General features: G+C 71.6%; 12 protein-coding genes and 2 pseudogenes. 8 read left to right on the top strand and 6 right to left on the bottom strand.

Annotation, left to right across the window (positions count from 1 at the left end; translation table 11 throughout):
- Complete coding sequence (locus JGS39_RS03665) at positions 1-3483, bottom strand: M28 family peptidase (protein WP_219567231.1); 3483 nt, start codon at positions 3481-3483, stop codon at positions 1-3.
- Between the two features lie 458 nt (positions 3484-3941).
- On the opposite strand from JGS39_RS03665, the gene JGS39_RS03670 reads away from it, so the two are divergent.
- Positions 3942-4856, top strand: a complete 915-nt coding sequence (locus JGS39_RS03670) for an aldo/keto reductase (protein ID WP_219567221.1) — start codon at positions 3942-3944, stop codon at positions 4854-4856.
- Between the two features lie 89 nt (positions 4857-4945).
- Positions 4946-5938 (top strand): aldo/keto reductase, encoded by a 993-nt coding sequence (locus tag JGS39_RS03675; protein WP_219567222.1) that lies wholly within the window; start codon positions 4946-4948, stop codon positions 5936-5938.
- Between the two features lie 10 nt (positions 5939-5948).
- Here JGS39_RS03675 and JGS39_RS03680 read toward each other — a convergent pair whose 3' ends face one another.
- The 5 genes and pseudogenes from JGS39_RS03680 to JGS39_RS03700 form a co-directional block, all read right to left on the bottom strand.
- Positions 5949-7127, bottom strand: coding sequence for a serine/threonine-protein kinase (locus JGS39_RS03680; protein ID WP_219567223.1), 1179 nt, complete (start codon positions 7125-7127; stop codon positions 5949-5951).
- Between the two features lie 228 nt (positions 7128-7355).
- The gene (locus JGS39_RS03685; RefSeq protein WP_219567224.1) at positions 7356-8081 is read right to left on the bottom strand and encodes an HAD family hydrolase; all 726 of its coding nucleotides are present in this window, start codon (positions 8079-8081) and stop codon (positions 7356-7358) included.
- A gap of 25 nt (positions 8082-8106) precedes the next feature.
- Positions 8107-8628 (bottom strand): Lrp/AsnC family transcriptional regulator, encoded by a 522-nt coding sequence (locus JGS39_RS03690; protein ID WP_219567225.1) that lies wholly within the window; start codon positions 8626-8628, stop codon positions 8107-8109.
- Between the two features lie 128 nt (positions 8629-8756).
- Positions 8757-9347, bottom strand: a complete 591-nt coding sequence (locus JGS39_RS03695) for a lytic polysaccharide monooxygenase auxiliary activity family 9 protein (protein ID WP_219567226.1) — start codon at positions 9345-9347, stop codon at positions 8757-8759.
- Between the two features lie 279 nt (positions 9348-9626).
- Positions 9627-10103, bottom strand: a pseudogene (locus tag JGS39_RS03700) (serine/threonine protein phosphatase); the annotation flags it as partial.
- Between the two features lie 220 nt (positions 10104-10323).
- On the opposite strand from JGS39_RS03700, the gene JGS39_RS03705 reads away from it, so the two are divergent.
- The 6 genes and pseudogenes from JGS39_RS03705 to JGS39_RS03725 form a co-directional block, all read left to right on the top strand.
- Complete coding sequence (locus tag JGS39_RS03705; protein ID WP_219567227.1) at positions 10324-11058, top strand: ABC transporter ATP-binding protein; 735 nt, start codon at positions 10324-10326, stop codon at positions 11056-11058.
- Positions 11059-11219: 161 nt separating this feature from the next.
- Positions 11220-14543, top strand: a complete 3324-nt coding sequence (locus tag JGS39_RS03710; RefSeq protein WP_219567228.1) for an FtsX-like permease family protein — start codon at positions 11220-11222, stop codon at positions 14541-14543.
- 1 nt (position 14544) lies between these two features.
- Positions 14545-15780, top strand: coding sequence for an ABC transporter permease family protein (locus JGS39_RS41600; RefSeq protein ID WP_308120160.1), 1236 nt, complete (start codon positions 14545-14547; stop codon positions 15778-15780).
- A 43-nt stretch (positions 15781-15823) separates the two neighbouring features.
- Positions 15824-17176, top strand: a complete 1353-nt coding sequence (locus JGS39_RS41605; protein WP_308120161.1) for an FtsX-like permease family protein — start codon at positions 15824-15826, stop codon at positions 17174-17176.
- Positions 17173-18138, top strand: a complete 966-nt coding sequence (locus JGS39_RS03720; RefSeq protein WP_219567229.1) for an ABC transporter ATP-binding protein — start codon at positions 17173-17175, stop codon at positions 18136-18138. Before JGS39_RS41605 ends, JGS39_RS03720 begins: the two co-directional genes overlap by 4 nt.
- A gap of 386 nt (positions 18139-18524) precedes the next feature.
- Positions 18525-18816, top strand: a pseudogene (locus tag JGS39_RS03725) (FUSC family protein); the annotation flags it as partial.

Consider the following 18816-nt stretch of genomic DNA (forward strand, 5'->3'; position numbering starts at 1 on the left):
TCAGCTCACGTCGAGCGCCACGTCGTCCAGGACGAAGCTGGTCTGGAGGTAGGCGTCCTCCTTACTGGTGAACCCCAGGGTCACGGTCTGCCCCGCGGCGGAGCCGACGTCGAAGGACTGCTGGACATAGCCGCTGCTCGCGTCGAGGTTCGAGTACGTCGCCAGTGTCCGGGAGCCCAGTTTCACGGTGAACGTGTCGTACGCGGTCGCGTCACCCGCCGACTCGTCGGTGTCGGTCCTCAGGTAGAACGACAGCCGGTACGTCGAGCAGCCCGTCGGAACGGTCACCGACTGCGTGGCCGTGTCGCTGTGGGTGCTGCCCCAGCCGCCGAACCACGCCTGGTACGAACCGCTGTGCGCGGGCTTCTCGGAGGTCCGGTTGTTGATGACCCCGTCCGTCTGGGTCCACGGTGTGGTGCCGTTCTCGAAGCCGCCGTTGGCGACGACCTGCCGCGCCTGGCAGGTTCCGCCGCCCCCGACGACCAGCGAGTACGTGGTGGTGTGGGTGGCGGTGCCCGTCCCGGTCACGGTGAGGGTGTACGTACCCGCGGTGACTTGCGCCCCGGCGGAGACGGTCATCGTGGACGAGGAGCCCGACTGCACGGAGGACGGGGCGAACGAGACGGTGACCCCGCTCGGCGCACCGGAGGCCGTGAGCCGCACACTCTGCGCGGAACCGCCGGTGGTGGCCGTGGACACGGTCGCGGTGACGGAGGCGCCCGGCTGGACACTGCCGGACACCGGGTTCACCGAGACGGAGAAGTCGTCGGCCGGCGCGGTGGTGCCGACCGCCGTCTTCCACACCGTGTAGGCGATCCCGTCCGCGCTGCGGTTGAGCGCGGTCGCGTTGATGTTCGCCGTCGTGTCGCACGACTGGTGGTAGCAGGGATCGTACGAACGGCCTGCGGTGCCGCCCCACTTGGTGGCCTGGGCGGACGACTTCGTGTCACTGGCGCCGGTCGCGTACCCCGAGGTGGCGATGCCGCCCTGCTGGAACGAGTAATCGTCGGAGCGGCCCTGGCCCTCGACGTTCTCCTCCGGAGCGAGGCCGAGCGAGGTCCAGTACTCCTTCATCGGGGCCGACGCGGCGGAGTTGAGGTTGTTGATGAAGTAGCCGCCGTTGGTGGAGGCGACCATGTCGAAGTTGTAGTACGCGGAGATGGCCGACCGCTGGGCGGCGGAGAGCTGGCCGACGTAGTACTCGGAGCCTTCCAGGCCCTGCTCCTCGCCGTTCCACCAGGCGAAGCGCACGTGCTTGGTCATCGTCGGGTTCTGCTGGGCCAGGGCGAGCGCGTTCTCCAGCAGCGTGGCGGAGCCGGAGCCGTTGTCGTTGATTCCGGGACCGGCGGCCACGCCGTCGAGGTGGGCGCCGAACATCACGGTCCGGTCGGCCGGGCCGCCCGGCCAGTCCGCGATGAGGTTGTTCCCGCGGTAGGTGCAGGTGGTGCAGGTCTGCTCGCTGACGGTGTAGCCGGCCGCCTGGAGCTTGCCCTTCACATAGGCGAGCGAGGCGGTGTAACCGCTGCTGCCGGCCCGCCGGTTGCCGCCGTTCTGCGAGGCGATGGTGTTGAACTGGGTCAGATGAGTCTGCACGTTGGCGACGCTGATGTCGGGGGCCGTGCCGCCCGGGTTCCCGCCGTCACCGATGGTCAGGGTGTACTGCGCGGTGTGGTCCTGGGCCCCCGCACCCTTCACCGTGAGGGTGTACGTACCGGGCGCCGCGGCCGACGTGGTCGACACGGTCATGGCCGAGGTCGCACCGGACTGCACGGAGGACGGGCTGAAGGAGACTGAGACGCCGCTCGGCTGTCCGGTCGCCGACAGGTTCACTGTCTGCGCGCTGCCGGAGGACACGGTGGTCCTGACCGTGGCCGTCACCGAGCTGCCCTGCTTCACCGAGCCGGAGGCCGGGTCGAGCGACAGGGAGAAGTCGTTGTTGCCGCTCGGGGCACAGGTCGGATCGCCGCTCTGGGCGGGGACGCTGACCGCGTCCCAGGCCGCCTTCGCCCGGTTGAACAGCACACAGGTGGCGTCGAGGTTCTTGGCCGAGGTCAGTGTGGCGGTGCGGTAGCGCTTGTACGTCATGCCGCTGGTCTTGAGCAGCATCCCGCCGTAGAAGACCTTGCCGGCGCTCTGGATGCCCACGCCGGTGACCGAGGAGTTGTTGCAGGTGGGGCTGGACGGCTTGCCGCCGCCGGGGTTCGAGCCCTCGGCCAGCAGGTAGAACCAGTGGTTCAGGGGGCCGGCCGCCGCGTGCTCCTCGGTGCTGGGTATGGAGGAGCTGTAGCAGTTCGGGTCGCCGATCTGACCGGGGTTGTACATGATCCGGATCGGCCCGTTGCCCACCAGGTTGATCTTCTCGCCGACGGTGTAGTCCGGATCGTCGTACGGCGTGGGCTCGTTGGTGTAAGCCTCGGTCAGCGCGCCCATGATGTCGCCGGTGGCCTCGCCGAGACCGGACTCGTTGTTGGCGCCGCCGGGGGTGTACTGGTCGATGCCGTGACCGAACTCATGACCCACGACGTCCATCGCCGCGATCCACTGGTTGGCGTTGTTGTGGCCGATGGAGACGGTGGAGCCGTCCCAGTAGGCGTTCACGTCGTTGAGGCCGACCTTGACCGGCCAGCTGCGGCCGTTCCCGTCGTGGCCGTTGCGTCCGAGCCAGTCGCGCAGCATGTCCCATTCGTGCTGGGCCGCCCACATGACGTCGACGCAGCCGGTCTCCTTGCTGGAGGCGCTGCCCGTCCCCCAGGAGTCGCTCGACTTGGTGAAGACGCTGCCGGTGCTGTAGTCGGCGCAGCTCAGCCCGGGGCGGGCCGGGTCGCGCAGTGAGTAACTACCACCCGAGGAAGTGGTGTTGATGGACAGCGGGGAGGGCCCGTTCCACTGGCTGTTGCCCGTTCCGGCCTTGACGTCGTCGTAGCTGTCGAGCACCTTGCCGGTGCCCGCGTCGACGAAGACATGCAGCCGGCTCGGCGCCTTCGCGGTCCGGCCGGTGAGCACGGTCTCCCAGGCCAGCCGGGACTTCGTGCCCGTGGCCCGGACGACCAGCCGGTGGCTCTCGACCTTCTCCACCGTGCGCAGTTGCCCGCGCGAGGTGGCCTCGGCGGCCTTGGCGGAGACGGTCGCGGTGACCGGCACGTTGATGCGCCGGGAGACCGCCGACTGGGATCCGCGGACGCGTCCCTTGGAGTCGGCCACCACGACGGCGTCACCGCCGACGACCGGCAGGCCGCGGTAGGTGCGCTCGTAGGCGATGGAGTAGAGCCCGTTGACCCAGGGGGTCACCATCTGCCGCTCGTACCGCTCCTCGGGCCCCTTGGCCAGGGCGTCGAGACCACTGGCCGCTGCCCGGTCGGCGGCCGACACGGCGGCCGACAGTGCGGTCGGGGCGGGCGGCGGAGACGGTTCTGCAGAAGCTGACTGGCCACTGGTGGCGACCAGCATTCCGGCGAGGACGGCCAGGGTTGTCCCGGCCGTCATCGGTCTGCGTTTCATCGAGGCTCCTCGGTTCGTGGGGACCTCGGTCACGGGCAGCGGCGTGGGGAGACGTACCCGTCCCTGCCGTCGGTACGGGTCGTCCGCCCAGGTGGTGTCCGTGATCGGGCGACCGAACACTCACACGTGGGCATGACCTCGTCAACGAACTGCGGGCGTGCGGAGAGGGCTTGGCAAGTCTGGTCAAGTCGCCATGGTGCGATCACACAGGCGGCTCACAGGAAGCGGCGGTGACGAAGGGGCCGAAGAGGGGCGTCGAGAGGTGCGGGGCCCGGAGGGGGCTGGACAGGATGATGGTGTGGATCTATCCTGCACACGCACTAAGTGATGATAGCGACAGACGCGTTGGCGCAACGTTATCATGAACTATCGCATTAAGCAAGCATTCTGGTGTGTCGTCACTTGTCTCGCATCAGTTCACCGCTTCATGGAAGGCATCACCCTTGACCTCGGAAACCCCCGACGCAGCGGCTGCCGGCACCTGGCAGCTCGGAGATCTGACCGTCAACCGGATCGGCTTCGGCGCCATGCGCCTGACGCAGAACGGTGCCGCGTTCAGTGACGACCGCGGCCCGCACGACCGGGACCGGGCGATTTCCGTGCTGCGCCGCGCCGTTGAGCTCGGCGTGAATCACATCGACACGGCGGCCTTCTACTTCTCGCCCCTGCGCTCCGCCAACGAGCTGATCAACCGGGCACTGGCCCCGTACGGCGACGACCTGGTCATCACGACCAAGGTCGGCCCCGGACGCGGCCCCTCCGGCGACTGGCTGAACTGGGCGCGGCCCGAGCAACTGCGCGGACAGGTCCAGGAGAACATCCGCCAGCTGGGCCGCGACCACCTCGACGTGGTGAACCTGAGGGCGAACGGCCCCGCCCCGGTCGGCGAACAGTTCGGTGCGCTGGCCGAGCTGCGCAAGGAGGGACTCATCCGTCATCTGGGCCTCTCCAACGTCGGCCCGGACCAGATCGCCGAGGCCCGGGCCATCGCGCCCGTCGTCTGTGTGCAGAACAGGTACGGCATCGGCGAGCGGCGTGCGGACTCCGAGGACATCCTCCGTACCTGCGGCGAGCTCGGCATAGCCTTCGTGCCGTTCTACGCGATCGCGGCCGGAGGCCGCGAGGCCGGTGCGGACCTCACCGCGGAGCACGACGTGCTGCTCGACATCGCCCGGGCCCACGACGCGTCCCCCGCCCAGGTCAGGCTCGCCTGGACGCTCCGCAGGGGCCCGCACGTCCTGGCCATCCCGGGCACGGGCAACCCCGCCCATCTGGAGGCCAACGTGGCGGCGGGCGCCCTGCGGCTCACCGACGACGAGGCCGGGCGGCTCACCGCCCTGGGGCAGGACGCCGGCTGACCGCCGGCCGGGGCGGGGGCGAGGTGTCCCGCCCCGGTGTCCGCGGCCGCTGCGGCTGAGCCCCGGACCGGCCGTCCGGCGGACGTAGCATGATCGCCATGGAGCAGCGAGAACTGGGCAGGACCGGACGGAACGTATCGGTCGTAGGGCAGGGCACATGGCAGCTGGGCGGGGACTGGGGCGAGGTGCGCGAGTCCGATGCCGTCGACGTCCTCGACGCTGCCGTGGGGGCGGGCGTCACCTTCTTCGACACCGCGGACGTGTACGGGGACGGACGCAGCGAACAGCTCATCGGCCGCTATCTGAAGGAGCGCCCCGACGCGGGCGTCCTGGTCGCGACCAAGATGGGCCGTCGTGCCGATCAGGTGCCGGAGAACTACGTTCTGGACAACTTCCGTACCTGGAACGACCGCTCACGGGCCAACCTCGGGGTCGACACCCTCGACCTCGTGCAGCTGCACTGCCCGCCCACGGCCGTCTACTCCTCGGACGAGGTCTACGACGCCCTGGACACGCTCGTCGCCGAGCAGCGGATCGCCGCCTACGGCGTGAGCGTCGAAACGTGTGCCGAGGCGCTGACGGCCATCGCCCGCCCCGGAGTCGCGAGCGTGCAGATCATCCTCAACCCGTTCCGCCTCAAGCCGCTGGACGAGGTCCTGCCGGCCGCGCGCGCGGCCGGCGTCGGCATCGTGGCCCGTGTGCCTCTCGCCTCCGGGCTGCTGTCCGGGAAGTACACCGCGGACACCGTCTTCGCACCCGAGGACCACCGCGCGTACAACCGGCACGGAGAGGCGTTCGACCAGGGCGAGACCTTCTCCGGGATCGAGTACGGCACCGGGCTGGCGGCGGCGGCCGAGTTCGCCGGACTGGCTCCCGACGGGGCGACGCCCGCGCAGACGGCGCTGCGCTGGATCATTCAGCAGCCCGGTGTCACCAGCGTCATCCCCGGGGCCCGTTCGGTGGAGCAGACCCGGGCCAACGCGGCCGCGGCGGCGCTGGAACCGTTGCCGCAGAGCGCGCTCGACGCGGTGCGCGACCTGTACGACCGCAGGATCCGCGCGGCGGTACACGACCGCTGGTGACGGGCCCCGGCTACCGGCCGGGTGCGGGGGAGGACGGCCCGCTCGTCGTGGTGCCGTCCTCCGGGGTGGTGGCCGAGCTGGAATCGGGGGAGAACAGGCTCATCCCCAGGTAGACGGCGGCGAGGAAGGCCACCGTCCCCGCGATGGCGCTGGCCACTCTGGGCCGGCGTCTGATGGCTTCGCGGGTGCTGCGCCGCCGGCTGTTCCGGGGCCGGGCGGCCGCACGCCGCCCCCGGCCGTGCGCCTGGGGCAGCCGGTACGTCGTCGGGGCGCCGGGGTCCGCACCCGGGCGCTGAGCGACCGGGGAGGGCGCCGGCGCGTGGGGCGCGGCCGGAGCTCGCGGAGGAGCGGGCCGGTGCCGCGGCAGCGGTTCCGCCTGCCCCCGCCACGCCTCGCTGTGGAACCAGTCGGCGACCTGCTGTGCGGTGGGCCGGTCCTCCGGCTGCTTCGCGAGCAGGCCCAGCAGGTACGAGTCGAAGGCCGCGGACATGTCCACGCCCCGCTGTCGCAGCGGTACGGGAGGCGTGTCCACGTGCTGGTACAGGGTCGCGGTCGGGGTGTCCGAGCGGAACGGCGGCTGGCCGAGCAGCAGTTGGTAGATGACGCAGCCCAGGGAGTACATGTCCGAGGCGGCACCGGCGGTGTGGCCGAGGGCCCGTTCCGGAGCGAGGTAGAGGCTCGTGCCGACGATGTGCCCCGTCGTGGTGAGGGCGGCCGAGGGGTCGTCGACGAACTGGGCGATGCCGAAGTCGCCGATCTTGACGGAGCCTTCGGCGTCCAGCATCAGGTTCCCCGGCTTGATGTCCCGGTGGACGATGCCCTGCCGATGGGCCGCCGCCAGCCCGGCGGCCGCCTGGCCGGCGATCCGGGCGACCTGTTCCGGACCCAGCCGCTCCTGGGACAGGAGCAGGTCGGAGAGGCTTCTGCCCTCGACGAGTTCCATCACCAGGAAGAGCCGGTCCTCCCAGGACCCGAAGTCGAAGACGGCCACCAGATGCGGGTGGCTCAGCCGGGCGGCGGTCTGGGCCTCCAGCCGGAACCGCGCGGTCGCCGACTCGTCGGCGTGTTCGCCGAGCAGCAGCTTCACGGCGACGGACCGGCCGAGGACTTCGTCCGTGGCCCGCCAGACCTCACCCATCCCGCCACGGCCGATGGCGGATATCAATCGGTACCGACCAGCAACCAGCACCTGTGCACACCTATCTCGAATAGCTCGCGTGTCTCGAACAGCTCGGCCGAGGACCGCTCCGGCTGCCGCGGCAGCGACCTCGCCGGGAACGAGGGACGGGGTGGGGGCACGCGGCAAGATCAGGATATCCGGCGCGGGAGCCCCGGGCGACCCGCCGTCACTCCGCCCCGGCCGCCCGGGCCGTGACGGCCCGGCAGGCCCGTCCCGCAGCCCGTCGCCCCGCCGGGCTCAGGAAGCCGCGCCGGGCCCGTTCGGTGCCGGTGCCGTTGCGGGGAACAGCCAGGCGTACGCGTCCCGAGCGGTGAACTCGTCCTGCCCGCCCGGGAAGAGCAGCCCCGTCGCGGCGAACGCCGGATCGGTGGCGCACGCCGGTACGTAGGGGACCGCGATGCAGCGCATCCCCGCCGCGTGCGCGGCCCTCGCACCGGGTACCGCGTCCTCCACCACCACACAGTCGGCGGGCGCGGCCCCCAGGCGACGGGCGGCCTCCAGGAACACATCCGGCTCCGGCTTCCCGCGCGGCACCTCGTCGGCGGAGACGTACGTGGTGAAGAAGGCGTCCAGGCCGGTGCTCGTCAGCACGGCCTCGATCCCGGCCAGGGACGAGCCCGACGCCACGGCGACGGCGACGCCCCGGTCGTGCAGCAGCTCGACGAACTCCCGCATCCGGGGAAAGACTTCGGTCGACTTCCGCGCCAGGTCCAGATAGATCGCGTCCTGACCGGCCACCAGCTCGTCGGCGGACGCGGCGATGCCGTACTCGGTGCGCAGGACCGTCAGCGCCTCCAGGTTGCTGATCCCGATGAAGCGGGTGTTCTGCTCCCAGGTGAAGTCGGGCACGCCGTACTGCTCGAGGAGCAGCCGCATCGACTCGTAGGCGTTCGGCTCACTGTCCACCAGGGTGCCGTCCAGGTCGAAGATGACCGAAGGGGCGCCCGCTCGTGATGAGTTCATGGCAGCCATGGTCCCAGCCGGGCGGTCAGGTCCGTTCCGCCGGATCGGTTTCGGACAGGCCCTGACCGCGTCCGGGCGAAGCCGTCCGGCCCACCGACCGGACCAGCGGCAGCAAGCGGTGCGGTACGCGTTCGCGCAGCGCCACCTCGGTCCGGGTCCTGACGACGCCCGGCAGCTGGATCAGCCGCTGGATCACGTCCTCCAGGTGCCCGTTGTCCCGCGCCACCACCCGCGTCAGCAGATCGCCGCCGCCGGTGGTGGAGAAAGCCTCGATGATCTCGGGTACCGCGGCAAGCGCCTCGCCGACGTCGTCGAGGTGCCCCTGCGTCACTTCCAGGTGGACGAAGGCGAGCACCGGGTGGCCGAGGGCGGCGGGGGAGAGGAACGGGCCGCTGCCGGTGATCACACCGTCCCGTTCGAGGCGGTCGATACGGGCCTGGAGGGTGCCCCGGGCGATCGACAGGATCCGTGCGTACTCGCGCACGCTCGTCTGCGGCTGCTCGATGAGGAGCCGCAGGATCCGGGTGTCGAGCGCGTCCACCGCCATGGTCCGCCGGCCTTTCCCTGGTACGTCGTCGGGGGCAGCGACTGTACCAATGGCGCACTGCCGGTCCGCGGCGCCGTCCGCCCCCGGCCCCTCATGCCGGCGGGCACGGGGCCGGGGGCGGTGGGGCGTCAGAAGTTCACGTCGGAACAGGCGTAGAAAGCGTTGCCCGTGTCCGAGATCGTCCAGACACCGAGGATCAGGTGTTTGCCGGACTTCTGCGGCAGTGCACCCGAGTGGGTCACGGTCGAGCCCGGCTGCCTGCCGCCGAAGGGAACGGTGAGGAAGGGCTGCGGTTCGAGGTCGGCGCGGGTGAGCGGCTGGGACGGGTCGTAGCCGTCCCGGGTGATGTAGTACCGGAAGTCGGTCGTCGCGTGCCGGGCCTCGATTCGCCACCGGAAGGTGTAGTTCTGCCCGGCGGAGACCTGGGTGGCGGGCCATGCGCCGCCCCGCGGGTCGTCGAGCTCGGAGAAGCGGCCGATGCCGCCCGAGCAGATGTGGCCGTCGGCCGGTCCGCGGGTGGGGAATCCCTTGGGCCCCTCGACGCTCGGCGGCTCCCACTGGATCTGGCCGCAGTGCTTGACGGTGCCGATCCCGCAGAGTTGCTGGCGGCTGATCGGCGAGTCGGTGTAGCCGTGGCTCTGCGCGCTGCCGGATGTGGCGAACAGCGCCGCACCGGCCAGGCCGAGCCCGGCCAGTAAGGAAGTGATCTTTCTGCGCATACGTCGCTCCTGGAGATGTGGGGTGATGTCCGGAGAGTTCTGCGGTCTAGACCAAGGGTGAGCGTAGTGATGTCAACTCGGTGTGTCCATACCGTCAGGAGCTGTCGGCGCGCAGAGGGCGGCTGCCGGATTCACGCGGCCCGGACCGGTGGGAGAAGGAGCGGCGGGGCATCCTGCCCGGCACTCACGACTGCGGGTTCCTCCACTCGAACATCAGAATCGTCGCGTCGTCGCGGAGCCCGGTGCTCTCCGACTCCAGGAGGGAATGGATGAGCCGGCGACGAGCTGGGGCAGATCGGCTCCCGTGCGACGCGCGTTGCGGCAGGCGGCCGGGGTGACCGAGGTGGCGAGGCCCGAGGCCAGGTCGTGCCCCATCGAATCGAGGCTCGACGCGTGCAGGGTCGTAGCCGTGAGGGCGTGGTCGAACCCGTCCCCCGCGATCTCGTACGCCGGTTCCAGGACAGCCGTGGATACGACATGCGCCGTACCGATCGTGCGGGGCGGCAGGAACGCCCGGAGCAGCTCGGCGGGCAACTCCATGGGTTCCGTGCGGGTCCGGGCGACGAACGAATCCTTGTAGGACCGCTTGGAGGTGATCATCAGGGCCAGGAGAGAGGCGAGGACCCGGGCGCGGCGCAACAGCAAGGCGTCCAGCGTCGGGGACACCACCGCCACGACACCCAGGCGTTCCGCGCCGTCCACCAGGGGCAGCCGCGCTGTCAGGCCGCCCATGTCCGCTTCTTCCACCCGCAACGCCTTGGAGCAGCGGTCCACAGCTGTGGTCAGGTCGAGGGCTCTCCCCGCCCCACGTGGGTAGTCTCGCCCGGGTGCGTGCCTCCCGCGCGGCGGGCACTCGCGTGCCGGGCCTGCGAAGGCCCCGCGACGAGGCGGAGCGGCCACGGCGGCCACCCGCCATTGTCCGGGCGCGGGCCCCTGCACATACTTGGCCGGACCGATTCCGTACGGGGGACTCTTCATGACAGAGAACATCAGCGCGCGCTCCGGCACCTCCGTCGTAGCGGGCAGGGACGGGGAACCCATGGTGCGGGTGGAGAACCTGCATCGTTCCTACGGCTCCGGGGCCGCCGCCGTCCACGCCCTGCGCGGTGTCTCCTTCGACGTGGCGCACGGTGAGCTGGTCGCGCTCAAGGGCAGATCGGGCTCCGGCAAGACGACACTCCTCAACCTGGTCGGCGGGTTCGACGCCCTCGACGAGGGCCGCGTCACCGTGGGCGGCACCGATCTGGCGGGCCTCGGTGAGGACGGCCTGCTGGAGCTGCGCCGCGACCGGATCGGATTCATCTTCCAGTCCTTCGGTCTGATCCCGATCCTGACGGCCGCGGAGAACGTCGGCGTGCCGATGCGCCTGCGCAGAACCGCTCCGAAGGAGCGCGACGCGAGGGTCGAGCTGCTCCTCGCGCTGGTCGGACTCGCCGACCACGCGGAGCAGCGGCCGGGTGAGCTCTCCGGCGGCCAGCAGCAACGTGTCGCCATCGCCCGCGCACTCGCCAACCGGCCCGCCCTGCTGATCGCCGACGAACCGACGGGCCAGCTGGACGCGGAGACCGGGCTCGCGGTGATGGAACTGCTGCGTGCGGTGGTGCGGGCCGAGGGCGTGACGGCGCTGGTCGCCACGCACGACGCCCAGCTGCTGGGGCTGGCCGACCGGGTGCTCGAACTCAACGACGGCCATATCGTCGAGCACGTCTGACGCGCGGCCGGAGCGCCGCATTTCGGTGTTCACGCACCGAAATCCGGTCACAATTCGATCAAGTCGTGAGTGAGGGCGGTGTTCTCCGGGCGCTGTCTCTGTAAACATTCCCTTCGAAAGAATTTTCGGGGGATGTGCGCAAGGCGTTTCGGGGGAGACCGGTGACGGGATTTGTGTTTCTGCGCGTCCGCGCACACCGGTTGCTGGTCACGGCGGCGCTGCTGGCCGTCCTGCTGACCACCGCCGTTCTGGCCACCCTCGCCGCGTTCTCGGGTTCGGTCGGGGACGCCGGGCTGCGTCACGCCCTGCAGACCAGGGACGCGGCCGCCGCCTCGCTGATCATCAAGGCGGAGAGTCCCGAGGCGGACCGTGCCGAGGCCGTACAGGTCCGGAGCGGGGCCCGGCAGTCCTTCGACGGGCTCCCGGTGACCCTGCGGGAGTTCCACCGCTCGGGGCCGTACGCGCTGCCACGGGGTCTGCAGCCGCCCGCCGCCCGCGAGGGCGAGCCCGACCTCACCACGTTCGCCCTGGCGGACCGCTCGCGGGTCCGCCTGTCGAAGGGCGCCTGGCCGTCGGCGGGGCAGGGCGACGTGATCGGCGTCGCCGTGCCCGAGGTCGCCGCGACGCAGCTGAAACTGTTGCCGGGGCCGCGGGTACTGACCCTCGCCGACCGGCTCGGTGGTCCCGCGGTGCGCATACGCGTCACCGGCGTCTACCGTCCCGTCGACCGGAACGATCCGTACTGGCAGCTGGACGAGCTGGGCGGGCGCGGTGTGCACAGGGACTCGTTCCTGACGTACGGGCCGATGCTGACCGACGCCGCGGCCTTCGGGTCCGGCCGGATCACACACGGTGGCGTGTCCTGGCTGGCCACGGCAGACTTCACCACCTTGGGCGCCGACCGGATCGACTCACTGCGTACGGCCGCGAAGAACAGCCAGAAGCTCGTCGCCGCCCGGCCGGGGCTGGAGAGCGGCGTCACCACGCGTACCTCGCTGCCCGACGTTCTCGGCTCATTGGAGCGGGCGCTGCTCGTGTCCAGGGCGACCCTGCTGATCATCTCGTTGCAGCTGGTGCTGCTCGCCGCGTACACGCTGCTGCTGGTGGCCCGGCTGCTGAGCACGGAACGCGCGGGCGAAACCCAGGTGCTGCTGGCCCGTGGCGCCTCGCGCGGCCGTCTCGCCGCGCTCTCCGCCCTGGAGGCGCTGCTGCTCGCGCTGCCCGCCGCCGCTCTCGCGCCGCTGCTCGCAGGTCCGCTCACCCGGCTGCTCGCAGGCCAGGGGCTGCTGGCCAGGATCGGGCTGCGCGTCGACACCGGTCCGACCGCGGAGGTCTGGCTGGTCGGCGTGGTGGCGGCGCTGGCCTGTGCCGCGGCCGTGGTGGCCCCGGCGCTCACCGCGGCAGTGGCGGCACGCGGGCGCGGCCGCACGCTGCCCGCCCCGCTGCGCACGGGCGCGGACATCGCGCTCGTGGCCGTCGCCGCCGTCGCGTTCTGGCAGCTGGACCGGAGCACCTCGGGTGGCGGCGCCCTCAGCGGTGACCGCGAGGGCGAGTTGGGCATCGACCCGCTGCTCGTCGTGGCGCCGGCACTGGCGCTGCTGGCCGGGACCGTCCTCACCCTGCGGCTGCTGCCGCCGACGGCGAAGCTCGCCGAGCGGCGGGCGACCGCGGGCCGCGGGCTGACCGTCCCGCTGGCGGGCTGGCAAATCAGCCGCAGACCACTGCGCGGCGCGGGACCGGTGCTGCTGCTCGTGCTCGCCGTCTCCATGGGCATGCTGGCGATCGGCCAGGGCGCGTCCTGGGACCGCTCGCAGGACGACCAGGCGGACTTCAGGGCCGGCGCCCCGGTACGCGTACTGGGCAGCGGCACCTCCCGGTTCGGCCAGGGCGGTGTGTACGACGGGATACCGGGCGTACGGGCAGCGGTGCCGGCCGCCCGTACCGGTCTCGGTCTCTCGGGCGGACGCCAGGCCACCGTACTCGCGCTCGACACCGGGCTCGCGGGCACGGAACTACGGCTGCGGGACGACCTGGCCGACACCGACCCGGGCAAGCTGCTGAGGTCCCTGAGCCCCAAGAAGACCGTGCCCACGGGTGTGCTGCTGCCCGATGACACGGTGCGCCTCGTCCTCGACGTCACCCTGAGCTCCGCCGAGGACGGCCCGCACGCGAGAGAGGGCACGACCATCACTCTCACCTTCGAGGACCGCTTCGGAGTGCCCTACCGGCTGCAGTCGGACACACTTGCGCCGGACGGCAAGCCGCACCCGATGACCGTCGACCTCGCCAAGGCGGCAGACGCCCCGGCGGGAAGGCCGGCGGGTCCGCTGGCGCTGACCGGGGTGGAGTTCGACGAGGCGGGTTATCCGGACCGGATCGCCGCCAAGCGGCTCACGATCGGCGGGATGCGCTCGGTCACCGCGGACGGCGCCACCCGCGGGGTCACCGTGCCGAAGGACCTGGCGTGGGGGGCCAAGGCCACGGCGAGCGTCGAGCCCGACTCGTCCAGGAACGAGCGCGGCCCCGCGATCACCGCCGTGGGCTCGTCGCCCCGGACCCCACTCGACGTCTCCTACCACACGGGCAGAGTGGTGTTCGAGGACCAATGGGGCCCGAAGCGCACGGTCACCGTCCGGGTCACGGCCAAGCGCGGGGAACCGGCCCTGCCGGCCGCACTCGCCACCGACCGTTTCCTCGAGTCCAGTGGTGCGAAGACCGGATCAGTGATCGACATCCCGATGCCCCAGGGCCCCGTGAAGGTGAAGATCGTGGGCGCTCTCCGCGGTGTTCCGACCACCGGACCCGGTGCGGGCGCCCTCGAACCGGCCGCCACACCCGCGACCGACGGCGGCGCGCTGCTGATCGATCTGCGAGCCGTCAACCGGGTGCTCGCCACCCGTCCCGACGCGGCGTTCCCGCCCACCGAGTGGTGGCTGTTCACCGAGCGCGGGGCCGCGCGGCAGGTCGCGGCGGCCCTGCGCGACAGGGCCGAGATCGACCCGACCCAGATCCAGGTGCGTGACGAGATCGCCGAGGACCTGCACGACGATCCGCTCGGCGCGGGCCCGCAGTCGGCCCTGCTCGCGGTGGCTCTCGTCGCCGCGGCGCTGGCCGCGGTCGGCTTCGCGGTGGGCGCGGTGGGAACGCTGCGGGAACGCTCGGCGGAGTTCGCGGTACTGCGGGCGCTCGGCGCACCGCGGCGCCAACTGGCCCGGCTGCTCGCCGTCGAACAGTCACTGCTGATCGGGCTCGGGCTGCTGATCGGGCTGGCCCTCGGCGCGGTGCTCACCCGTGCCGTCGTACCGCTGATCGTGCTCACCGGACAGGCCACACAGCCTGCTCCGGGTGTGCTGGTGGAACTGCCGCTCGGGCGCGTGGCGCTGCTGGTCGCGGGAGTCGCCGCCGCACCCGTGTTCATCGTGGCGGCGCTGGCGATGCGTCGGGGCGATACCGCCGCGGCGATGCGTGTCCAGGGAGGCGAGTGATATGAAGGCCACTGCCCCCTGGGTCCGCACCCGGCTGCGTACGGCACCGGGGTCCGCCGCCGCCCTGCTTCTCCTCGTCCTGGTCACCTCGTTCCTCGCCGCGGCGTTCCCGGGCGCGGTGGCCGCGTATGAGAGCCGGGGCCTGCGCCACGAGGTGAGCGCCACCTCGCCGGATGGAAGCGTCATCCAGCTGAGCAGCGATCCGTGGCAGGACGTGGACGGTGAACCGGAAAAGATCTTCGATGCGCTGGAGGCCCGTCGGCTGACCGAGAACTACCAGCAGATCCTGGCCGCCTTGCCGAAGTCCCTGCGCGTCGACACCGGCCAGTCCGCCTACGGAGCACGCACCCGCAAGCCCGTGGCAGCCACCGACACGTGGCTGCCCGAGCTGAACGGCGGATGGCCGGTATTCACCCTCTCCGCCCAGACCGCGGTCGCCGAGCACTCCACGCCGGCCTCGGGACGGCTGCCCAGGGCGACCGCGGGGTCCGTCACCCCGGCCACCGAAACCGTCGAGGCGGCGGTCACCTCCGCCACTGCCAGGGCGCTGCGCATCAAGGTCGGCTCGACCATCCATGTGCCGCGGGCCAACGGTGCGCCCCTCGCCGTGCGCGTCACCGGCATCGTCGAACCGCTGCGGCCGCAGCAGAGCTACTGGTCCGTCGAACCCGTGCTGCGCACGCCGACGTACCTCCACACACCGGATCAGCCCCCTCTGCCGTACTGGCACGGCGCACTGCTGCTTGCCCCCGAAGCGGCACCCGTCCTGCTGTCCATGGGCGGCGAGGCCTACTGGCGTGTCGCTCCCGACCCGGCCGGGATGGACGTCGCCGACCTGTCCCGGATCACACAGGCGATCGCCTCCCTCGAACAAGGCCCGCTGCTGAGCGCGCTGCGCACCGAGGTCGCGCCGCAGCTGGAGACCAGCACCGGCCTGGACGACGTCCTCATCGAGTTCGACGGCATCCGCGCCGCCATCAACCCGGTGGTCGCCGTCGCGGCCTTCGGCGTCGGCAGCGTCGCGGGCGTCGTCCTGCTGATGACCGGCGGCCTGGCCGCCTCGCGCAGGCACCACGAGCTGTCGCTGCTCCGCTCGCGGGGCGGTTCGGTCCGCGGGATCGCGGGACGGCTGCTCGCCGAGGTCGCCGTTCCCGTCGGCCGCGGTCGCGCTGTTCGCCTGCGCCACGCTGCCCCTGAGAGCGGCGTTCCTGCACCGGCGGCCGCGTCTGCACGGTGACCGGAACGATCTCGTACGGGCCAGACCGTCGCGCCGCCGGACCGTGGCGGAACTGACGCTGCTGGTGCTGACCGTGGCAGCTGTCACCGCACTGCGGCGCCGGGGCACCTCGGACGGCGACGCGGACGCACTCATCAGCGCCGCCCCGGTACTGCTGGGTGTGATCGCCGCGCTGCTTCTCGTACGGCTGTATCCACTGCCCCTGCGGCTCGCGGCGCTGCCGGTGGCGCGACGGCGCGGTGCGGTCGGCTTCCTTTCACTCGCCCGTGCGGGCCGCTCCTCCGCCACCGCCACCGTGCTTCCGCTGCTGGCGTTGCTCGTGGCCCTGACGACGGTGGCGTTCGGCGGCTCGGTACTCTCCGGTGTCGCCGATGCCCGGGACCGGGCGTCCCTGGCCGCGATCGGCGCCGATGCCCGGATCGATGCGGACCGGGGGCTGCCGGACAAGCTGGCCGGGACGGTACGGAACATGGCCGGGGTGAACGATGTCGCGCCCGTCTACCGGGACTTCGACCTGGACCTGCGGGACGGCCGGCTCGACCGCGTCACGCTGCTCGCCGTCGACCCCGATTCGTACGCGCGTCTCGCCGGCCGCACCGGCCTCGGTCCGTTCCGGGCCGCCGAACTGCGGAAGTCCTCCGGAGTGCTGCCCGCACTCGCCTCCCCCGCCGTCGCCGAGCGGCTGCGCGGCCGGGCGACGGAGATCGGCCCGGCGGACGGCCCGTTCTCGGTCCGCGTGGACAAGGTGCTCAGCACCACGCCCGCAGTCTCCGACGGCGATTTCCTGGTGGTCGACGCAGCAGGTCTGCCGGGCAGGCACCTTGCCTCCACACTGCTGATATCCGGCCCCTCCGTGGCCGGCACCGACCTCGAGCCGGCGGCCCGCGCCGCGGGCTCGGCCATCGTGAAGCTGCGTTCCGCCGAACGGGACAGGTTCACGACGTCGCCCGTGCAGAGCGGTGCCGAACGGATCTACGCGGTGGCCGCGGCGGCGGGAGTCGGGTACGCAGTACTCGCGCTGGTGCTCTCCCTGCTCCAGACCTCCGCCGAGCGAACCGCGCTGCTCGGCCGGCTGCGCACCATGGGCATGACCCGCCGGCAGGGGCGCCGTCTGCTGATTCTGGAGAACCTGCCGCAGACTCTGCTGGCTGCCGCGGGTGGTGCGCTGGTCGGCTGGGTGGCGATCCTCCTGCTGGCTCCTGGAATCGATCTCGGCCGGCTCGCTCTGGCCGGTCAGGCGTCGCTCGGCCAGGTACGGCTGCGCGCCGATCCGGTGAGTCTGCTGCTGCCCGCGCTCGGCGTGGTGGCGATCGCGTCGGCGGTGGCCGCCGCACAGGCCTGGCTGATCACCCGGCGTACGACAACGACCGAACTCAGGGTAGGAGACACGCGATGACCGAGGCCTCCACAGGCGTCACCCTCGGCGAGCTGGAGCGCCGGGCGGCGGCCCGGCGCGACCGGCCCGAGTACGGCCACGACGCGCTGATCACCTGCGACCGGCTGGTCCGCATCTTCTCCACGGACGGAGTCGAGGTGCAGGCGCTGCAAGGGCTCGACCTGCTGGTCCGCGAGGGTGAGCTGATAGCCCTGGTCGGAGCGTCCGGCAGCGGCAAGTCGACGCTGATGAACGTCCTGGCGGGTCTGGACGAGCCCACGGCGGGCGCAGCGAAGGTGGCCGGGTGCGATCTGCTGGCCATGAGCGCGAAGGACCGGCTGCGCTACCGGCGCGAGGTGGTGGGCTTCGTCTGGCAGCAGACCGCACGCAACCTCCTGCCGTATCTGAGCGCCGTGCAGAACGTGACGCTGCCGATGCAGCTGGCCGGCCGTACGCGGAAGAAGGCCGAACGGGCCGCACGCGCCGAATCCCTGCTCTCCCTGCTGGAGGTGGCCGACTGCCGCGACCGCCGTCCGCACCAGATGTCCGGTGGCCAGCAGCAACGCGTCTCCATCGCGGTGGCACTGGCGAACGAACCGGCGGTGCTGCTCGCCGACGAGCCGACGGGAGAGCTCGACTCCCAGACGGCCGAGCAGGTCTTCGCCGCGCTGCGCATGGCGAACCAGGAGCTCGGCACGACGATCCTGATCGTCACCCACGACCAGTCGGTGGCCTCCGAGGTCAGCCGCACGGTGGCCATTCGCGACGGCCGCACCTCCACGGAGACCCTGCGGCGCACGGAGGTCGACGCGACGACGGGCCAGGAATCGGTGGTGGCCAGGGAGTACGCGATGCTGGACCGCGCGGGCCGCCTTCAGCTGCCCGCCGATCACACCGAAGCCCTGGGCATGCGTGACCGGGTGATGCTGGAGCTGGAAGCCGATCACATAGGCATCTGGCCCGACGACACGGCCGGGCATTAGCCTTCGGCCCGGGCCGGCCGGGCGGGCCGGGCGGGGGTCAGACGGTCCAGGCGTACCAGGCGGGCCAGGTCGGATTGATCAGGCCGGATCAGGGCGCGGCCGCCGGTGTCCACGATGTCCCTGGCGACCTCGCTCGGCCCTCGGCTCGTCCCCCGGGAAACGCTCCGTGAGTGAGAGCGTCGCGGCAGGCTGGACCGTTGGCTCTGCCGTGGCCCGACGAAGAGAGGAGATCATGGGCCATTGGTCCATAAGAGCCGGTCCAAGTTGAACCAGTAGCTCTTCAGGTGCTGCAATGGCTCTATCAATGGCGCTGCGGATCCCTCCGGGATCTCTGTGGCGCCTTTTTCATGTCTGCGCTGATCCATGCGCGAAAGGGGCGGGGCAACGTGCTGAAGAGGGCGTTCGTCGCACACGATCCGGGGCGGATCCGGCTGCGGTTCGCGTCCCGGGCCGTGCTCGGCATCGGGCTCGCCGTGGCGCTGTGCGGGGCGGCCGGGCACTCGCTGGCGGCGGCCATCACCGGTGGCCTGGCCGCGCTGCTCGCCCTGTTCACGGTGACCGACCCGACGGTGCGTGGACAGGCGGTCACGACCGCGCTCCTCCCCGTCGTCGGCCTCCCGGTGCTCACGCTCGCGGCCGTGCTGCACGATGTGCCGGTCGCGAGCGTGAGCACCGGGA

Source organism: Streptomyces poriferorum, assembly GCF_019399235.1.
In the GTDB taxonomy this organism is placed as follows: Bacteria; Actinomycetota; Actinomycetes; order Streptomycetales; family Streptomycetaceae; genus Streptomyces; species Streptomyces poriferorum.

Coding starts and splice junctions, on each gene's coding strand:
- JGS39_RS03705 (WP_219567227.1), top strand. CDS start 10,324: ATGACAGAGAACATCAGCGCGCGCTCCGGCACCTCCGTCGTAGCGGGC.
- JGS39_RS41600 (WP_308120160.1), top strand. CDS start 14,545: ATGAAGGCCACTGCCCCCTGGGTCCGCACCCGGCTGCGTACGGCACCG.
- JGS39_RS03665 (WP_219567231.1), bottom strand. CDS start 3,483: ATGACGGCCGGGACAACCCTGGCCGTCCTCGCCGGAATGCTGGTCGCC.
- JGS39_RS03720 (WP_219567229.1), top strand. CDS start 17,173: ATGACCGAGGCCTCCACAGGCGTCACCCTCGGCGAGCTGGAGCGCCGG.
- JGS39_RS03675 (WP_219567222.1), top strand. CDS start 4,946: ATGATCGCCATGGAGCAGCGAGAACTGGGCAGGACCGGACGGAACGTA.
- JGS39_RS03690 (WP_219567225.1), bottom strand. CDS start 8,628: ATGGCGGTGGACGCGCTCGACACCCGGATCCTGCGGCTCCTCATCGAG.
- JGS39_RS03685 (WP_219567224.1), bottom strand. CDS start 8,081: ATGAACTCATCACGAGCGGGCGCCCCTTCGGTCATCTTCGACCTGGAC.
- JGS39_RS03695 (WP_219567226.1), bottom strand. CDS start 9,347: ATGCGCAGAAAGATCACTTCCTTACTGGCCGGGCTCGGCCTGGCCGGT.